Genomic DNA, 16,700 nt, shown 5'->3' with positions numbered 1-16,700 from the left:
AACTCGGAGCGGGCGCTGGCCGAGATCCGGCGGGCGCAGGCGGCGGTCGCCCCGGGTCCGATCGTGATCGGCGAGACCGGGGTGAGCACCGCCGTCAGCAGTGAGGGCGAGCAGGCGGCGTATCTGGCCCGGGTGTTCGCGGCCGCGGCCGAGGCCGGTGTGGGTTCGGTGGCACCGTGGACGCTGTACGACTTCTCCGACGGGGCGATCCCGTCGAACTCGCAGGTGTCGAAGGCGCCGGCCCAGTACCGGTTCGGTCTGTACCGGTCGGACGGCACGGCCAAGCCGGCGGCGTCGGTGGTGCGGACCGCGTGGACCGGGGGCCGTCTGACGAACAGTCTGCTCGACCTCGGTTTCGAGGCGAACCCGGGCAGTTCGCCGTGGCGGCCGTACCTGGCCGACGAGGGCACCGCCATCCGGGCCCGTGACGTGTCCCGCACCGGTGGCTGGTCGGCCCGGTTCAGCGGGACCGCGCGCAGCGGCTCCAGCCTGCCGTCGATCCGCACGTCACCGGTCGACCCGGTCCGCGCCGGGCAGACCTGGCACGCCGAGGCGTGGGCCCGCGGCGCCGGGGTGACCGGCTCCAACGAGATCGCGCTGAGCTGGTTCGACATCAACGACCGCTGGCTTGGCCAGACCTCGTCGAAGCAGGTGGCGAAGGGCAACAGCGGCTGGACGAGGCTGACCGTGGACGCGGTCGCCCCGCCCGGGGCGACCAGCGTCCAGCTTCACCTCAAGTCGGGTGACAACAAGGGGACGGTCTGGTTCGACGACGTGGCGTTGTCGATCACCGGTTCGTGAGTGATCCCGATCCGGGTCAGCAGGCGGGTGTAGGCGTCGACCGTACGCCCCCAGGAGGAGGGGTCGGCGTGCCGGCGGCCGGTCAGGCCGGCGGCACGCACGATCGCCTCCCGCAGTTCCCCCGGCTCCGCCGCCGGCACGAGGACCGCGCCGCTGTAGTGCTCGGCGGCCTCGACGAGGCCGCCGACCGCGGTGACCACGACGGGCAGGCCGTGGCTCATCGCGATGTGCAGCGGTCCGCTCGCCGAGCTGCGCCGATAGGGCAGCACCACGACGTCGGCGTGCGCGAAGAACTCGTTGACCTCGGTGTCGGCGACGTAGCGGTTGACGAACGAGATCCGGTCGCGGACCGGCGACTCGGCGATCATCTCGCCCGGTCCGGTCCAGCCCTCCCAGGTCTCCCCGACCACCGTGAGGTGATAGTTCGGGCCCAGGTCGGCAAAGGCCAGGACAAGATCTTCGAGGCCTTTGTACGGCCGGATCGTCCCGAAGAACAGCAGCCGGCACATGTCGTCCCCCGGTTCACGCACCGGCCGGTCGGGCAGGTGGTGGTCGAACGGGCCGTGCAGCGCCACCTCGGCCGGCACCGCACCCAGGTCGTACGCCTCGGCCAGCGCCGCCTGGTCGAACCGGGAGTGCACCACCACCCCGTCGGTACGGCTCAGTAGCGGCCGGATGCACCGGCGCACGTAGCGGGTGGCCCACCGGTGCCGGGCCTCCCCGGTGTCCTGTACCTCGTGGAACTCGACGATCACCCGGATGCCCAGTCTCCGCGCGGCCAGTGCCAGTGCCAGGTAGGAGTGCAGCACCGCACCGGTCCACCACTGGAGCACCAGCACGTCCGGCCGGAACCGGCGCAGGAACCGCACCGCCCGGAACAGGCTGGGCACCGCCCACCAGTCGACGCCGTCGAAGACCCGGACATCCTGGTCGTAACGCAGATCGGTGAGGGACCGGCCGACCCGGTCCCGGCCGGGGTAGAGCCGGGCCGGCAGCAGCCGTCGCATCAGGATCGCGCCCACCTCGTAGCGGTCGTGCAGCGCGTTGCTGAGCCGGCAGGTGTAGTAGCTGATGCCGGAGAGGAACCGCCACCCCGACCCGACCACCAGGATCCGGGGAGCCCGGCCGGCGTGACTCAGCATGTGGGCCTCGGCGTGACCGAACGAATCAGGCGATGCAGGCACGGTAGACCTCCTCGATCTGGGGGACGACGCGGGCCGCGGTGAAGTCGAGGCCACGCTGGAGACCGTTGGCGCGCAACCGGGCGGCCAGGTCCGGGTCGGTGAGCACACGTCTCAGCGCCGCGTGCAGGGCCTCCGCGTCGCCGGGCGGCACGAGCAGGCCGTTCACGCCGTCGTCGCCGACCACGTCGAGCAGGCCACCGGAGGCGGAGGCGATCAGCGGGGTGCCGGCCAGCATCGCCTCGACCGCGACCTGGCCCATCCCTTCCAGCAGCGACGGCACGACACCGGCGGCCGCGTGCCGCCACGCCGCCATCACCTGCGGATGAGGCACATCGGTACGCACCAGGACACCCTCCGGGACCGGCGGGGTGTCGTCGCGTGCCGTACCGAGGCAGACCAGCCGGGGCGGATCGTCGAGACCGGCGCACAGTTTCTCGTAGGCGTCGAACAGCACGTCGACGCCCTTGTGCGGGCCGAGCTGGCCGACGAACAGCAGGTAGGGCCGGTCCGGCAGCCAGTCCGGGCGCGGGGTGGTCCGGGCCAGCTCGTCGAGGCCGTCCGGGACCAGGCTGGAGATCACCTGGACCGGCAGTTCCCCCGGCAGGCGGGCCAGGTTCAGGGCGGACGCCACCGAGTTCGAGATCGCCGTCAGGCAGTCGATGCCCCGGTGCCGGTGGGCGCGCAGACCCACGGTGAGCAGGGCCGACTTCGGTGTGCCGTATTGACCGGCCGCGCACGGTACACACTTGCCCAGACTCGGGCCGTCACAGCGGCGGCCCTCCCGGGCGAACGTCTTGCGCACACACGTCAGCCCGAAGTCGTGCGCGGTGTGCACGTGCGGCCGGCCCAGCGGGGTCCCGTGCAGCGGCAGGTAGCTGTACATCAGCCAGTCGTGACTGTGCACCAGGTCGAAGTCGTGGGTCCGGAGCACGCGGGCGATCCCGGCCGTCACCAGCGGATCGGCCGTCGTGGGGTGGAACGGCTTGCGCGGATCCGCGTTCAGGGCGGGAACCAGGGTGTTCGTGATGCTGCGGATGCGGATCACCCGTACCCCGTTGATCGTCTCGTCGTGTCTCGCCTCCGGGGTCGCCAGCGTCAGCACGGTGATCTCGTGGCCGCGGCGCACCATCTCCTCGCCGCTGGTCGCGATGCTGCGCTCCAGGCCGCCGATCACCGGCGCGTACAGATTCGACAGATGCAGAATCCTCATCGATACCCCTCGCCACTCTTCTGCGGTACGCCCACCGCGCCCTCGCCTTCCGGAGTTCGCGAGCCGTCGCTCACGCCGGTCATCGCGTCGCCGTTCGAGGTCTGAGCGACGGCCGGCGATCGGGGACGGCGGCGGGTCAGTGCCACCGCGGCCACCAGGACGGCGGAGGCGGCCTGACCGGTCAGCCAGGCGACGCCGGCACCCGTCACCCCGGAGCCGGGCAGCAGGAGCCAGGCAAGTGATAGGCAGGTCAGGGCGCGGACCAGGTTCAGACGGCGGCAGAGGCGGAACTCGTTGGCGGACCGCCAGTGCGCGACCGCCAGGTTGGCCACCGCGTCGGGCAGCGCCGCCAGTACCAGGATCTGGAGGAGCAGGCCGCCCTCGGCCGCGTACCCGGCGCTGAACAGGGCGAGTATCCGGTCGCCGGCGAACAGGAGCACGGCGGCCGGGACGCCGACCATGGACAGGACCACCGTCGCCGCCCGGGAGACCGGGACCGGTACGGCGTTCGTGCGTTCCGCGTAGAGGGCCGAGGCCACCGCCGGAGAGACCATGAACAGCATCGAGGCGGTCATCCAGGCCACGTAGAAGTGGGCGTTCGCGTCGGAGCCGAGCCGGGCCGTCACCAGGACCGGCAGCAGCGCGGCCGGGCCCGCCTGGGTGAGGTTGATCAGGTGGTGGCCGGTGATCGCGGCCCGCAGGTGTGGAAGTTCGGTACGTAGCCCGGCGACCACCGACTGCCGGCCCGGCCCGGCCCGGCCCCGGACGACGGGTCCCGACGCGGCGAGGGCGGCGATCCTGCAGCGGCCGATCGACGATCCGGAGGAGTTCGCCGGATCCGATCCGGCTGAATCCGCCGGGCCCGATCCGGCGGAGTCCGTCGGGTCCGATCCGGTGCGGGGGCGGAGGCCGCGGGTGCCGATCGAGATCGTCAGCAGGCTGATCAGGAGGGTGGGAATGATGTAGGAGACGAGGACCGCGGCGGCACCCCCGACACCGGTGGCCAGGAGGACCAACAGCGTGACGATCTTGCCCAGCGAGACCGCCAGGTTGCGGATCAGCATGCCGTGCCCGGCCCGGTGCGCCACGTAGAGGTTGTCCAGCAGCGTCGTCAGGGTCACCGCGATCGCAGCCGCCACCAGGGACGATGTTCCTCCGGCACCGGTCAGGAAACCGAAGTTGCCGGAGAACAGCGGGATGATCAGCGCGGCCGCGGTGGCCGTCGCCGCGGTCGCGGCCGAACCCAGGAACAGGCCGGCGCCGACGATCCGGGACCAGGTGGCGGCGTCGCTGCCGGGCAGGCGCTGGATGAACATGTGCCCGGCACCCAGGTTGGCGATCATGCTGACCGCGGTGGCGGCCGAGATCAGGGCGGTCGCGGTGCCGATGTGGTTCGGCGGGACCGACCGGGCGGCCAGCAGCCAGTAGAAGTAGCCCAGCCCGCCGTTGCTCACCGTCGTCGCCATGATCAGCAGGCTGTTGCGGGCCAGGGAGTCCCCGGACAGGCGGCGGGCCGCGGTGATCAGCATGTGGTCCGCTCCCCCGCGAGAACGGCACGGCGTTTGCCCGAGCAGGCCACCCGGCCGTCGTCCGCGTCCTTCTGTGCGGCGGACCACGCCGAGCCGTCGTCCCCCGTCCGTTGCGGGCCGGCCACCGCCCGGCCGCCCTTGGTGCCGCCCTTGCGGGTCCCGTCGTCGTCGACCGTGGGGGCCGCCGAGCCGCCGTCGGGCCACAACCCGGGAGTGACACCGCCGTCGGGCCACAACCCGTGAGTGACACCGCCGTCGGGCCTCGTCCCGGGGGTGACGCCGCTGTCTGGCCCGAGGCCGGGGGTGAAGCCGCCGTCGGGCCTCGACGCGGGAGCGGACACGCCACCGTCGGGCCTCAGGCCGGGAACGGCCACGGCGTCCGTGGGCCGGGTGCCGTGCGGGACGACCGGTCGGGGGCGTGCTCCCGGGGTCCTTGCGGGAGTCGTCCGGTCCGCCGGGGAACGGTCGCCGGCCGGCCCGGTCCGGTGGGTCCGGGTCCGCGGAACGGTCGCCGGCCGCCCGGCGCCCCGGCCGTCCCCGACCCCGTCGGCGGAAGACCCGTGCGGGCGGACCCGGGGGCCGGTCACCACAGCAGCACCTTGCTGCCGGACACCCGGGCCCGGGACCTGCGGCCGGACACCCGGGCCCGGGACCAGCGGCCGGACACCCGGGCCCGGGAGCTGGGGCCGGACACCCGAGCCACCCGGACGGGGCAGGCCGTCACCGGGACCTCCCGCGGCGGCGGCGCCCGGCTGGAACCCCGAGGTGCCCGCGGAACCGTCACCCGGAGCGGCCGGGCCGTGCGGGCCGACTCCGGGGCCGGTCACCGCTGCGCTCGCCGCGGAGTCCGGGGAGACGCGGCTGTCGGCGTGGCCCAGGGCGTAGAAGCCGATACTGGTCGCGCCCACGCTGATGGCCACGGAACGGAGACGGCCGTCCGCGGGCAGAGCCGGGACGTAGACGGTCAGCGAACGGACCGAGTCGGCGGCGACCGTCATCGGGCGGCTCGCCACCACACGGCCGCCCACCGTCAGTTGCAGCAGGCTGGTGGTGTCGGCGAGGCCGGCGCTGGTCACCCGGACCGGCACCACCAGTCCGCGGGCCGGGACGGTGACCGGGCTGTCGATCGCGGTGGCCCAGCCGTTCAGGGCGACGCTCAGGTATCCGGGTTCGGCCGGGCGCGGCGCGGCCAGGTAGCCGCGGACCGCCCATCCGCCGACACCGACCGCCAGAACCAGCGGAACCGTCACGGCCACCGTCGTCCGCACCGGGCCTCGTCCCGGGCCGGGCAGGTCACCGTCAGCCGTCGCGCCCGTGCCGGACCCGCGGCCGGAGAAAGGACCGGGCTTGCCGCCCGAAAGGAAACCCGGCCCGCCGCGCGAAAGGGAACCAGGCTCGCCGCGCGAAAGGGAACCAGGCTCGCCGCCCGAAAGGGAACCAGGCTCGCCGCCCGAAGGGGAACCGGGCTCGCCGCCCGAAGGGGAACCGGGCTCGCCGCCCGAAAAGGAACCAGGCTCGCCGCCCGAAAAGGAACCAGGCTCGCCGCCCGAAAAGGAACCGGCCTCGCCGCCCGAAGGTGAAAGCGGCGGCGAGGACGAGGACGACGGGCCGGCCTCGGTGTCGTACCGGCGCTGCGCCGGAAGTCCGAACCGGGCGGCCATCCCACGGCCGACGCGGTGGCCACGGTGATCACGCGGACCGGCCTCGTGATCACGCGGACCGGGCTCGGGGGTACGGAGGCCGCGGCGCAGGGCGCGATGATCGCGGAGGACCGCGGCCACGCCCAGCACCGTCACCAGGACCGTGCAGGTGATCACGAGAGGCGCCGGCCGTACCGGATGGCCGATTGTATGAACGGTGAGTGCCGCCAGCGGCACCGTGATCAGACCGGCCGCCGCGGCGAGGCCCGCGCGGGCCGCGGGAACACCGGATTCGGCGGGCAGGCCGGGGAGTGCGCGGACCCAGAGGGCGCCGACGGCGGCCAGGGCGGTGAGGCACAGGGGGACGGTGAGCCAGGGCCGGCCGGCGGCGGGCAGGATGCCGGCCAGGGCCGGGTAGGAGACCAGCAGAAGTCTGACGGCCGGTGTACGGAGCAGTGGGGGGAAGGTCATCGGGCTCCCATGTGGATGCGCTGTCCGAGGCTGCCGAAGTCGAAGCGGTAGATCGCGATGTGCGGCCCGTCGTAGACCTTGATCAGCCAGGGCAGGGTGTCGAACTTGGTCAGCTGGGACCGGGTGAAGCCGGGTTTCCCGTCGTGCGGGATCGGCTCGTTCGTCTCGAAGTAGATCTTGATGTCGGGGACCTGTTCGGCCATCCGGCGGTCGACGATCAGGTACTCGAAGCGCCAGCTGCGCAGCTGTTCCATCAAGGCCGGTGGCATCGGGCGGCCGGGCTGGGCCAGGTACAGCTCGTAGGTGGGGAAGCTCTCCGAGCCGGTGGTCGGTTCCTGTTCACCGTAGGAGCCGAAGATCAGTCCGGAGTAGCGGTCGGCGACCAGGCGCGCGCCGCGGCCCCGGGTCTCGCGCAGCCAGGCGGACGCGGCCAGCAACTCGGGGGTGGCGGCCCGGGTGTCCGAACCGAACACCGGCGGGCCGGGGAACCGGTAGGACGGGTTCATGCCGGCCGCCGTGTTCCCGACCATGACCAGCGCGCACATCGCCAGAAGAAAAACTCCGGAACCGCTGATCCGGCGGCGCGCGCGGTCCAGCAATGCGATGATCAACGGGGCGGTCACCACGGCGATGCCGAGGTAGCTGAAGGCCCATGACCGGCGTGCGCCCTCAGCGCCGGACGGGGTCAGGATCAGCAGGGTCGCCGGGAAGTACAGGGCGGCGAGCATCAGCATCGCCGCCGACGCCGCCCTGGTGAGCGGGTCGGTGACGCGACGCCGCCGCCACCAGAGCACCGCGGCGGCGGCCGTGGCGAGCAGGGCCACCCCGGGGGCGACGAAGGCGGCCTGCTGCTCCCACCACGGTGCGACCGACTGGTTGAACAGCGTGCGGCCGCCGGAGCCGCCACCGGCCATGCCGCCGAACTGATCGAGGGCCCGGCCCAGGTAGGGCTCCAGATAACTTCCGGTCCGCGGTGACACGGCGGCCATCCAGAGGGTCACCGAGGCTCCGGCGGTCGCGGTCAGAGCCCATGCCGTGGTACGCCCGGACGCGCGGAAGACCGTACCGGCGAAAGCGATCAGGCCCACCGTGCCCGTGAGCCAGATCGCGGTCAGGTGGTGGGTGGCGGTGATCGCCACGGTGAACGGCAGGAACAGGGCGGACCAGCCGAGCCGGGCGCGCGTGCTGACCGCCCGGATCGCGCACAGGGCGCAGGCCAGCGCCCAGACCAGGAGGCCGATGGCCAGCGACTCGTACCCCAGTTGCGTGTCGAAGTAGAGGAACGAGCTGTTCAGGCTGTAGACGATGGCGGCCGCGGCGGCGATCCGCGGGTCCGGCCACAGCTGACCGGCCAGCACGGCGACACCGAGGGTGAGCAGCACGTGGGCGAGGATCAGCACGAACAGGGCGGCGTGCCAGACGGTGACGCCGGTGAGCGCGGCCAGCGAGGCCACGGTGGCGTGCAGGCCGGGGTAGTCGCCGATGACGCGGACGATCGGGTTCTGCTGGAAGAGCAGGCCGTCGAGGAGGATGTCGTGGCTCTGTCCCCAGTGGGCGTACTCGTCGTGGTAGAGCGGGCCGGCCGGGTTGCGCAGCAGTTTCGGCAGGTAGGTGAAGCAGGCGTAGCCGATCAGGACGGCGAGGCGCAGACGGGCGCTGGTTCCCCTGCGGACCGCCCAGTACGCCGCGGGCAGGCTGAAGACCAGCATGCCGGCCCAGAACCAGGTGAACGGGTCCTGCCCCCATTCGGCCCGCCGGTACGCGGTCGCCAGGGCGACGGCCCCGGCCGCCCCGGTGATCGTGAGTGTGATCCCGGCGGCGACCGGCCCGGCCCAGGCGCGTGGCGCCGGTACGGGGTCCCGGCCGTCCCGCCGGTCGATGGTGGGACTGGCCGTGGCGGCACTCATCAGCTGACGGCCCCCACGGGGACGGTGCGGCGTCCCACCGCGGCGTAGATGTTGCGTGTCGCACCGACCACGTCGGACCAGGTCGGCAGGATGGCCGGCCGGGTGCGCCCGATGGCGGCCGCGGCCTTGAGTGCCGTGGCCAGGGCGTTCTCGTCGTCCGGGTCGGCGAACCGCAGCCACGCGCTGTCCCCGGCCAGCCCGGCGACCTCGCGGTGCGCGGGGATCGGGGTGGCCACGGTCGGCAGGCCGGCGGCGAGTGCGTCGGCGACGGCCATGCCGAACGCCTCGTGCGTGGACGCGGAGACCGCCGCCGAGGCCTGCGCCAGGCAGGAGTCGAAGGCGGCGTCGTCGAGGCGGCCGTGGAAGACCACCCGCCCGGCGAGCCCGAGACCGGCGGCGAGCTGGCGCAGCCGGTCTCCGGCCGGGCCGGTGCCGACCACGTCGAGGCGGTGTTCCGGCCCGAGCCGGGTCATCGCCCGGATCACCCGGTCGACGCGTTTGTACTGCTCCAGCCGTCCGACGCAGAGGATCCGGCGGGTCCGGGGCGACGCCGGGCCGCGGGCCGGGCGCGGATCGGTGCCGTTCGGGATGACCACGGCCCGGGTGCCGACGGCCGGGAAGTCGCGGAGCACCAGGTCACGTTCGGCCGAGGTGACACAGACGACGGCGGAGGCCCGGTTCATGACGGTGCGGCCGAGCGGCCGGTAGAGCGGGTGCAGCGCCGCACGGAACCGGGTGTGCCCGGTCCCGTGGTAGTGCGGCGTGAACACCAGCGGGGACCGGTTGCCCAGGGCCGCGCAGAGCGCCGCGAGGGCGTGGTAGCTGTGCGCGTGCAAAACGTCGTAGTCGCCGGCGTGGGCGCGCAGCCAGCGCCAGAGCGGGACGGACAGCCGGTAGTTGCCGGCCGGGACGGTGAGCGGGAAGCGGCGGACCAGCACGCCGTCGATGGTCTCGACGGACCGGACGGTGTGCTGGGTGATCACCTCCACCTCGTCGCCGGCCGCGATCAGGCCGGCGCAGAGCCGCTTCACGTGGGTCTCCACCCCGCCGATGTCGGGGTGGTAGGCGTTGGAGACGATGCCGATCCTCATCGGACCTGCCGTTCGGCGACCCGCTTGGCCGCGGCCCGGCGCGGGCTCCACTCACGAGCGATGGTGCGCAGGACGCGCAGCCCGTCGGTGAGCGCGTTGAGGTTGCTGACCCCGTGGATGCGGTTGTGCTCGAAGCTGGCGACCTCGGTGATCTTGAGGTCGGCCCGGGCGGCGCGCAGGTTGAGCAGGGTCTCGATCTCGAAACCGTCACCCCAGAGCCGGCCGTCCGCGTTGTCCGGGGCCGGGGACGTGCTGTCCAGGTCGAAGACGTCCAGGCAGTGCGCCCAGAACGCGTTGTAGCCGTAGCAGAGGTCGCTGTAGCGGGTCCGGAACAGGACGTTGACCAGCATGCTCAGGCACTTGTTGCCGGCCCTGCGCAGCCGGGTGATGTCGGCGCTGCCACCGGTCGGCCGGAACCGGGAGCCCTTGGCGAAGTCGGCGCCGTCGCGCAGAGCCTCGACGAAACGGGGGATCTCCAGCGGGTCGGTCGAGCCGTCGGCGTCGATCATCACGATGATGTCGCCGGTGGAGGCGGCGAACCCGCAGGCCAGAGCGTTTCCCTTGCCCTTGCGGTTCTGGCGGACGACGCGGATGTCGGGCCGCAGACGCCGGGCCACCGCCACCGTGTCGTCGACGGACCCACCGTCGACCAGGACGATCTCGTCGACCTGCGGGAGCCGGGCGAAGACGTGCGGGATGTTCTTCGCCTCGTTCAGCGCCGGGACGATGACGCTGACCCGGGGCTCGCGCTCGCCGCCGTCGTCCGGGTCCTCCGGGAGGGCGGGGATCGACGGGATGGCGGCGTGGATGTCGATGACGGCGTTCTTCTCGCCGGGAAGCACACGGTCGACCGTGGGCATAACTCTCTCCGATCGGGGAGGGTGGAGTCGGCCCGGTCCGGGCCGGAGCATGGGAAAGTGCCGGGGCACGTGGCCCCGGCGGGAACGGATGACTCAGAGGTGCGGCGCGCCGACCGACCACTCGTAGACGTCCTGGCGCGCGGTGAGGCTGCCGGTGGCACCGGTGAACCCGACCCAGCCGAAGGGCACGCCGGCCTTGCGGGCGAGGTCCACCTTCTGGTCGAGCAGGAGTTCCTCGGTGGCGCCCTCGGCGCGGGACCGGACGTGTACGGTCAGCCGCTGGCGGTCGGCGTCGTACTTGATCCTGGCCTGGAACGGCTTGCCGTAGAGCGGGATCGATGACTCGGCGGCCGACTCGTGCCGGTCCGGATTGCCGTTGACCGAGACCGCGAGGTGGTTGCTGCTCGGGTCCGGCTTGTTCTGGAAGATGTCGAACTCGACGGCCACGCTGTTCCAGATGCCGCGATAGCCGAGTCCACCGCCCCAGCCGCCGAGAGCGCGCGGCCCCTCGCCCTGCGCGACGAAGGCGATGCCGTCGGCGCCGACCTTGCCACTGCGCAGGTGAGCGGTGAACCTCGTCTCGAACGACTGGGTCAGGTCGACCATCTGCATGCTCCAGGCCGACCCGGCCTGGCGGTAGCCGCCGTCGGTCAAGCGGATGACCCGCTCGTCGTCCCCGGCGCGCCACATCAGCGAAGCGGTTCCGTTGAGGGCCAGCGGAGGGGTGTACGGCGGTTCGACGTCGGCCGCGAACGCTCCTCCCGAGTTCACCGCGGCCACTATCGAGAGCAGAGCGGAGGCCCAGAGACCGCCCCGCGCGACCCTGGACGAACGAGAAAAGCGCACGACATACTCCACTTCGAACGGATTTGCCCGACTTAGACCTGGCCTAAGCTAGGGCAGTCCGCGAAGCCGTGTGAGCGAGTCCCGTTATTTACTCCGGACGGTTTCGTTTCGAGGCGATCATCCGCGGGTACGCCGCGCTGTCCGGCCGGTCGGCCCGGTCGGGAAACCCACGATCGTGTGACCGCCGGAAACGCCACCACGGCTGTCGTGATCGACTCGATGCTAGTCACACCCGGGGCGCCCGCGATGGAGAATTCGCAGATCAGCGGCGTAGTCGTTCGTGCTTCGGGTCGAAGAGCGGCTCCTCGGCCACGGTCGCGAGCAGCAGGCGGTCGAAATAGCCGATCTCCACCTGCGTGCCGGGCACGGCCAGGGCCGACGGGATCCAGGCGTACGCGATCGGGGCACCCACCGACCAGCCGTACGCCGCACTCGTCACGTGACCCACCGGGAACCCGCCCGCGTACACCGGCTCCCGCCCGAGCGGCATGTCCCCGGTGTCGGCCAGCACCAGGCACGTGAGCCGGCGGTCCGGCGGGGTGTCGCCGGACGGCAGGAGCCCGGCCTGGTACGGGTCGTCCTCGCTGGTCATGTCCCGCCCCCAGGCGCGACGCCCCTTCTCCAGGCGCAGGCTGTCGAACGCCAGGCGCCCGGCCACGATCAGCCCGTGCTCCCGGCCCGCTTCCCACAGCGTGTCCCACAGCCGCAGCCCGTACTGCGCCTCGGTGTAGATCTCCCAGCCCAGCTCACCGACGCGGGACAACCGCAGCATGGTCACCGGAACCGTGCCGATGTGCCCCTCCCGCACCCGGAACCAACGGAACGCCTCGGCCGACACGTCGACGCCGGTGAGCGGGGCGACCAGCTCACGGGCGGCCGGACCCCACAGACCGACCCCGCACGTGCCGCCGGTGACGTCACGAACCGCGACACCCCGCGGGGCGTTGCGGCGCAGCCAGTCGACGTCGAGCGGCCCGTTCGCCCCGAGCTGGAATCGCTCCTCCCCCAGCCGGGCCACCGTGACGTCGCTGCGGACACCACCCGCGGCGTCCGGCAGGAAGGTGTGGACGACGGTGCCGACCGGGCGGTCCACGTCTCCGGCGACCAGCCCGGACAGGAACGCGACCGGGCCGGTCACCTCGATCCGGGTCAGCGGGGTCATGTCGTAGAGGGCCACCCGGCGACGGGTCAGCCGGGCCTCCGTCTCGGCGATCGGCGACCAGTGCCGGGCCGACCACTCGTCCCGTGGGCGCGGCGCCTCCGGGGGCGGGTTGGTGGCATACCAGAGCGGGCGCTCCCACCCGGCGGCCTCGCCGAAGACCGCGCCCAGCTCGACCTGCCGCGGATGGAAGGGGCTGACCCGGACGTTGCGCACCGGCGGCGGGTCGGCCGGGTGCGGGATGCCGTCGACCTCGGTGAAGGTGCGGATCGCGCGCCGGCGCACGTAGTCCGGCGCCAGCTGGGCCGCGTCGAACCGATTGAGGTCGCACTCGTGCAGGTCGATCGCGGCCCGGCCGTCCACCATCCACCCGGCGACCGCCTTCGCCGCGCCGGCCGAATGCGTCACCCACACCGCCTCCGCCACCCAGAAGCCGCTCAGTGACGCCGCCTCGCCGAGCAGCGGGAACCCGTCGGCGGTGAACGAGGAGACGCCGTCGAACGCCTCCTCCAGACCGGCGCCGCGCAGTCCCGGGATCAGCTCGACCGCCGCCGCCCAGGACTGTTTGAACGCCTCCGGGGTGAACGGCAGCTTCGACGGGTGCGCGTCGCCGGGCAGGTCGGCGAGGTCGACCGGCATCGGCTCGTGCCGGTGGGAGCCGATGCCGAACCGATCACCATACGCCCGGAAGTAGAGGTCACGGTCCTGATGACGCAGGATCGGCAGACCATCGGAGGCACCGGCCGGAACGGTCCGGACGAACTGGTGGGCCATCGGCAGCAGCGGGACCGGCACCCCGGCCATCGCGCCGATCGCCGGCCCCCAGAGCCCGGCGCAGCTGACCACCATGTCCGCCGGGAACTCCTCGTCGGCGGTCGCGACACCGGTGACCCGCCCCGATCGCGCGGTGATCCCGGTGACCGCGGTGTTCCCCAGGAACCGGGCGCCGCGCGAGGTCGCCCGCGCGGCCTGGACCTGGGCGGCACGGACCGCCGGGACCAGTCCGTCGGACGGCACGTAAAGCCCGCCGGTAATTAATGATTTGTCCAATAATGGGTACAGCATCGCGCAGGCGGCCGGATCCAGGACGGATGACGGGACGCCCCAGGACTGTCCGAACCCGAAACGACGGTGGAGTTCGGCGAGACGGGCCGGCGTCGTGGCCACCTCGAGACTGCCGACCGGGGCGAAGCAGCCGAGCTCGGCATATTTCTCCACGGTGTAACGGGCGAGTCGCGTCATGGTCCGGGACGGATCGGTCTGGAAGACCAGCCCCGGCGCGTGCGAGCTGGAGCCGCCGGTCTCGAAGAGCGGGCCCTGATCCAGGACGGTGACGTCGGTCCAGCCGCGGGCGGTCAGCTCGTCGGCCAGCGCACACCCGACGATCCCCGCACCGATGATGACAACCGTGGGTCCGGACATCGCGCCCCCTGTTCGCCGCCACCGCCATTCGACCTCTTTTGGCGCACGCCAACAAGCCCCGGCATACTGCCCCGGTGAGCCACCCGTTCCTGGACGCCCCGGGACCGCTGGCCTTCGCACACCGCGGAGGCGCCGCCGAGGGCGACGAGAACACCGCCGAGGCGTTCCAGCGGGCCGTCGACATGGGATATCGGTATGTCGAGACGGACGTCCACGCCACCGCCGACGGGGTGCCGGTCGTCATCCACGACGAACGGCTCGACCGGGTGGCCGGCCGCCAGGCCCGCGTCGCCGACCTGACCTGGGCGGACCTGTCATCGGTCCGGGTCGGTGGCGCCGCCACCGTCCCCCGCCTCGACGAGGTCCTGGACGCCTGGCCGCAGGTCAGGTTCAACGTCGACGTCAAGGCGGACGGGGTGGTCGAGCCCGCCGTCGCCGCGGTGCACTCCACCGGCGCCGAGGACCGGGTGCTGCTCGCCTCGTTCAGTGACGCCCGCCTGACCCGGGTCCGTGCGCTGGCCGGCCCGCGGGTCGCCACCTCGATGGGCATGCGGGCGACCACGCGACTGTGGTTCGCCGCGACGGCCGGGGTCCGGCTGCGGCCGCCCGCGTCGGTGGTCGCCGCCCAGATCCCGGTCCGTCACGGCCGGGTCACCGTGCTCACCGCGCGATTTCTCGCCTATCTGCACCGGCTCGGATTGCAGGCCCACGTGTGGACTGTCGACGATCCCGAAGAAATGAATCGTCTCCTCGACATGGGAGTCGACGGCATCATGACGGACCGTATCGAGGTGTTGCGCGATGTCTATGCGTCGCGCGGTTTCTGGCCCGATCACTGATGGTGGGCGCTCACCGCCATGTGAGTTACTATCCCTGCTCAGAGACTTTTCTCCGAGATCGCGTGAACCCCGGACATCATCCGTTCGGATGATGCTCGGGGTTCGAGGCCGATCCCACATATTTTCTTTAAGGTGACCATAAGAAATCTCCGATCCCGGTTCCGGAATTGCTTTCTGTGAGACGCGCCTTTAACGTCTGGTCGGTCGGCGCCGGGATCCGGCGCCTTCATTGACCGGGAATCGGGAAAAGAAGGTCTCGTCATGCGAAGCTCGGGGCAACGACGTACCCGGCTGTTGGCCGCCGGTGCAGTGATCATCGCGATCGGCGGGGTGGTCGGCTTCACCCAGTTCGCCAACGCCGCGGACACCGACACCAGCACCAAGGCCGGTGAGAGCGGAGCCGGAAAGGTCGTCGGCAACAACCTGACGATCCTCACCGACACCTGTGTGGACAGCGACCTGGAGGCCCACGACGGCTTCCAGAAGGGCAACCGGTGTGTCTCGACCGAGTTCGGTGAGGTCGGCGTCGCCGCGAACAACCCCACGCTGCTGATCACCGACGCACCCGGCGAGGTCGCCGTCGGTGCGCCGTTCCAGCTGCGGATCAGCACCCGCAACCTGATCCGGGACCGTTTCCTCGCGGCCGGCCAGGGTGGGTACTACGTGGAGTCCAGCGTCCTGCAGAACGGTCTGGTCCGCGGGCACTTCCACACCGCCTGCCGGATCCTGAACAACAACGACGAGGCACCCGAGTCCGCGCCCGTGCCGGCGTTCTTCGTCGCCACCGAGGACAGCCGCGGCGGCGCCGAGCCGGACAGCGTCACCATCCAGGTGCCGGGGCTGCCCCAGGAGGGCGAGTTCCAGTGCTCCTCGTGGGCCGGTGACGGTTCGCACCGTATCCCGATGATGGAGCGCGCCAACCAGACGCCGGCCCTCGACTCCGTCCGTGTCATCGCCCGGGCCGCCAACAACAACGGCGGCAACAACGGTGGCAACCAGGGCGGCAACAACGGTGGCAACCAGGGTGGCAACAACGGTGGCAACCAGGGCGGGAACAACAACGGCGGGAACAACAACGGTGGCAACAACAACGGCGGCAACGACACCAACAGCGGTGAGGTGACCCCGACGACGCCGCCCGCCACCACGCCGACCAGCAAGCCGCCGGCGACCGCGAAGCCGAACAGCACGGTCGTCACCGCTACACCGCGCGTCACCGCCACGAAGAACGACGACGACGACGAGGAAGAGGCCGAGACCTCGGGGACGACCACCAAGGCCACCCCGAAGGCGACGAAGACCACGGCCGACACCGAGTCGGAAACGTCGGAATCCGAGGAGTCCGAGGAAACGCCCGTGGTGGAAGAGACCACCAAGGCTCCGACGACCAAGAAGACCACCAAGGCGGCCGAGCCGGAGTACGACGCCGACCCCGAGCCGACGGACGAACCGACCGACGGTCCCGGCCTCGCCGCCGACCCCGGTAACGGCGCACCCGACGAGCCGGAGAGCACCGGAGACACGGTGGCCGAGCCGCCCGCCCAGGCCGGATCGATCAACCTGATCAGCAGCAACCTCGCCTGGATCGGCGGCGGCGCGGTGATGGTCCTGATCGGCCTGCTGATCGCGGCCTTCCTCCGGACCCGCCCCCGCAACCACTGGCGCTGACCGGCACACCGAAACAGCCGCACGCTTCGCACGAACGGCACTTCGCAACACGGCACCTCGCAGCACGGCACAC

The 16,700-nt window shown here is 72.0% G+C and carries 11 protein-coding genes and 1 pseudogene; 3 read left to right on the top strand and 9 right to left on the bottom strand.

Annotation, left to right across the window (positions count from 1 at the left end):
- Positions 1 to 801 (top strand): annotated as a pseudogene (locus ACFO0C_RS25260) (cellulase family glycosylhydrolase); the annotation flags it as partial.
- On the opposite strand, the gene ACFO0C_RS25255 reads toward ACFO0C_RS25260, so the two are convergent.
- From ACFO0C_RS25255 to ACFO0C_RS25215, 9 genes are all read right to left on the bottom strand, one after another.
- Entirely contained in the window at positions 729 to 1,985 is a 1,257-nt protein-coding gene (locus tag ACFO0C_RS25255; protein WP_378069115.1) for a glycosyltransferase, read from the bottom strand. The pseudogene ACFO0C_RS25260 and the gene ACFO0C_RS25255 sit on opposite strands and share 73 nt — an antisense overlap.
- The gene (locus ACFO0C_RS25250) at positions 1,969 to 3,195 is read right to left on the bottom strand and encodes a glycosyltransferase family 4 protein (protein WP_378069114.1); all 1,227 of its coding nucleotides are present in this window, start codon (positions 3,193 to 3,195) and stop codon (positions 1,969 to 1,971) included. The genes ACFO0C_RS25255 and ACFO0C_RS25250 overlap by 17 nt, the downstream gene beginning before the upstream one ends.
- Positions 3,192 to 4,724 (bottom strand): lipopolysaccharide biosynthesis protein, encoded by a 1,533-nt coding sequence (locus ACFO0C_RS25245; RefSeq protein WP_378069113.1) that lies wholly within the window; start codon positions 4,722 to 4,724, stop codon positions 3,192 to 3,194. The genes ACFO0C_RS25250 and ACFO0C_RS25245 overlap by 4 nt, the downstream gene beginning before the upstream one ends.
- Positions 4,718 to 6,835 (bottom strand): hypothetical protein, encoded by a 2,118-nt coding sequence (locus tag ACFO0C_RS25240; protein ID WP_378069112.1) that lies wholly within the window; start codon positions 6,833 to 6,835, stop codon positions 4,718 to 4,720. The genes ACFO0C_RS25245 and ACFO0C_RS25240 overlap by 7 nt, the downstream gene beginning before the upstream one ends.
- Positions 6,832 to 8,742, bottom strand: a complete 1,911-nt coding sequence (locus ACFO0C_RS25235) for a hypothetical protein (protein ID WP_378069111.1) — start codon at positions 8,740 to 8,742, stop codon at positions 6,832 to 6,834. The genes ACFO0C_RS25240 and ACFO0C_RS25235 overlap by 4 nt, the downstream gene beginning before the upstream one ends.
- The gene (locus ACFO0C_RS25230; RefSeq protein WP_378069110.1) at positions 8,742 to 9,833 is read right to left on the bottom strand and encodes a glycosyltransferase family 4 protein; all 1,092 of its coding nucleotides are present in this window, start codon (positions 9,831 to 9,833) and stop codon (positions 8,742 to 8,744) included. Before ACFO0C_RS25230 ends, ACFO0C_RS25235 begins: the two co-directional genes overlap by 1 nt.
- Positions 9,830 to 10,693, bottom strand: a complete 864-nt coding sequence (locus tag ACFO0C_RS25225; RefSeq protein WP_378069109.1) for a glycosyltransferase family 2 protein — start codon at positions 10,691 to 10,693, stop codon at positions 9,830 to 9,832. The genes ACFO0C_RS25230 and ACFO0C_RS25225 overlap by 4 nt, the downstream gene beginning before the upstream one ends.
- Before the next feature lie 93 nt (positions 10,694 to 10,786).
- A complete protein-coding gene (locus tag ACFO0C_RS25220; protein ID WP_378069108.1) occupies positions 10,787 to 11,464 on the bottom strand; it encodes an L-type lectin-domain containing protein in 678 nt (225 codons plus the stop codon).
- A gap of 337 nt (positions 11,465 to 11,801) precedes the next feature.
- Positions 11,802 to 14,120, bottom strand: coding sequence for a GcvT family protein (locus ACFO0C_RS25215; protein WP_378069107.1), 2,319 nt, complete (start codon positions 14,118 to 14,120; stop codon positions 11,802 to 11,804).
- Positions 14,121 to 14,194: 74 nt separating this feature from the next.
- Here ACFO0C_RS25215 and ACFO0C_RS25210 point away from each other — a divergent pair, with 74 nt between their 5' ends.
- Together ACFO0C_RS25210 and ACFO0C_RS25205 are read left to right on the top strand one after the other, a co-directional pair.
- Positions 14,195 to 14,959, top strand: a complete 765-nt coding sequence (locus ACFO0C_RS25210) for a glycerophosphodiester phosphodiesterase (RefSeq protein WP_378069106.1) — start codon at positions 14,195 to 14,197, stop codon at positions 14,957 to 14,959.
- A gap of 261 nt (positions 14,960 to 15,220) precedes the next feature.
- On the top strand, positions 15,221 to 16,627 hold the full coding sequence (locus ACFO0C_RS25205) for a hypothetical protein (RefSeq protein ID WP_378069105.1): 1,407 nt from the start codon (positions 15,221 to 15,223) through the stop codon (positions 16,625 to 16,627).
- The last annotated feature ends 73 nt before the right edge of the window (positions 16,628 to 16,700 follow it).

The sequence above is a fragment of the Actinoplanes subglobosus genome, assembly GCF_042650585.1.
GTDB lineage: Bacteria > Actinomycetota > Actinomycetes > Mycobacteriales > Micromonosporaceae > Actinoplanes > Actinoplanes subglobosus.
Note: the sequence above shows the minus strand (reverse complement) of the source record. Positions and strands in the feature narration are given on the sequence as shown.

Coding starts and splice junctions, on each gene's coding strand:
- ACFO0C_RS25235 (WP_378069111.1), bottom strand. CDS start 8,742: ATGAGTGCCGCCACGGCCAGTCCCACCATCGACCGGCGGGACGGCCGG.
- ACFO0C_RS25205 (WP_378069105.1), top strand. CDS start 15,221: ATGCGAAGCTCGGGGCAACGACGTACCCGGCTGTTGGCCGCCGGTGCA.
- ACFO0C_RS25250 (WP_378069114.1), bottom strand. CDS start 3,195: ATGAGGATTCTGCATCTGTCGAATCTGTACGCGCCGGTGATCGGCGGC.
- ACFO0C_RS25225 (WP_378069109.1), bottom strand. CDS start 10,693: ATGCCCACGGTCGACCGTGTGCTTCCCGGCGAGAAGAACGCCGTCATC.
- ACFO0C_RS25215 (WP_378069107.1), bottom strand. CDS start 14,120: ATGTCCGGACCCACGGTTGTCATCATCGGTGCGGGGATCGTCGGGTGT.
- ACFO0C_RS25240 (WP_378069112.1), bottom strand. CDS start 6,835: ATGACCTTCCCCCCACTGCTCCGTACACCGGCCGTCAGACTTCTGCTG.
- ACFO0C_RS25230 (WP_378069110.1), bottom strand. CDS start 9,833: ATGAGGATCGGCATCGTCTCCAACGCCTACCACCCCGACATCGGCGGG.
- ACFO0C_RS25245 (WP_378069113.1), bottom strand. CDS start 4,724: ATGCTGATCACCGCGGCCCGCCGCCTGTCCGGGGACTCCCTGGCCCGC.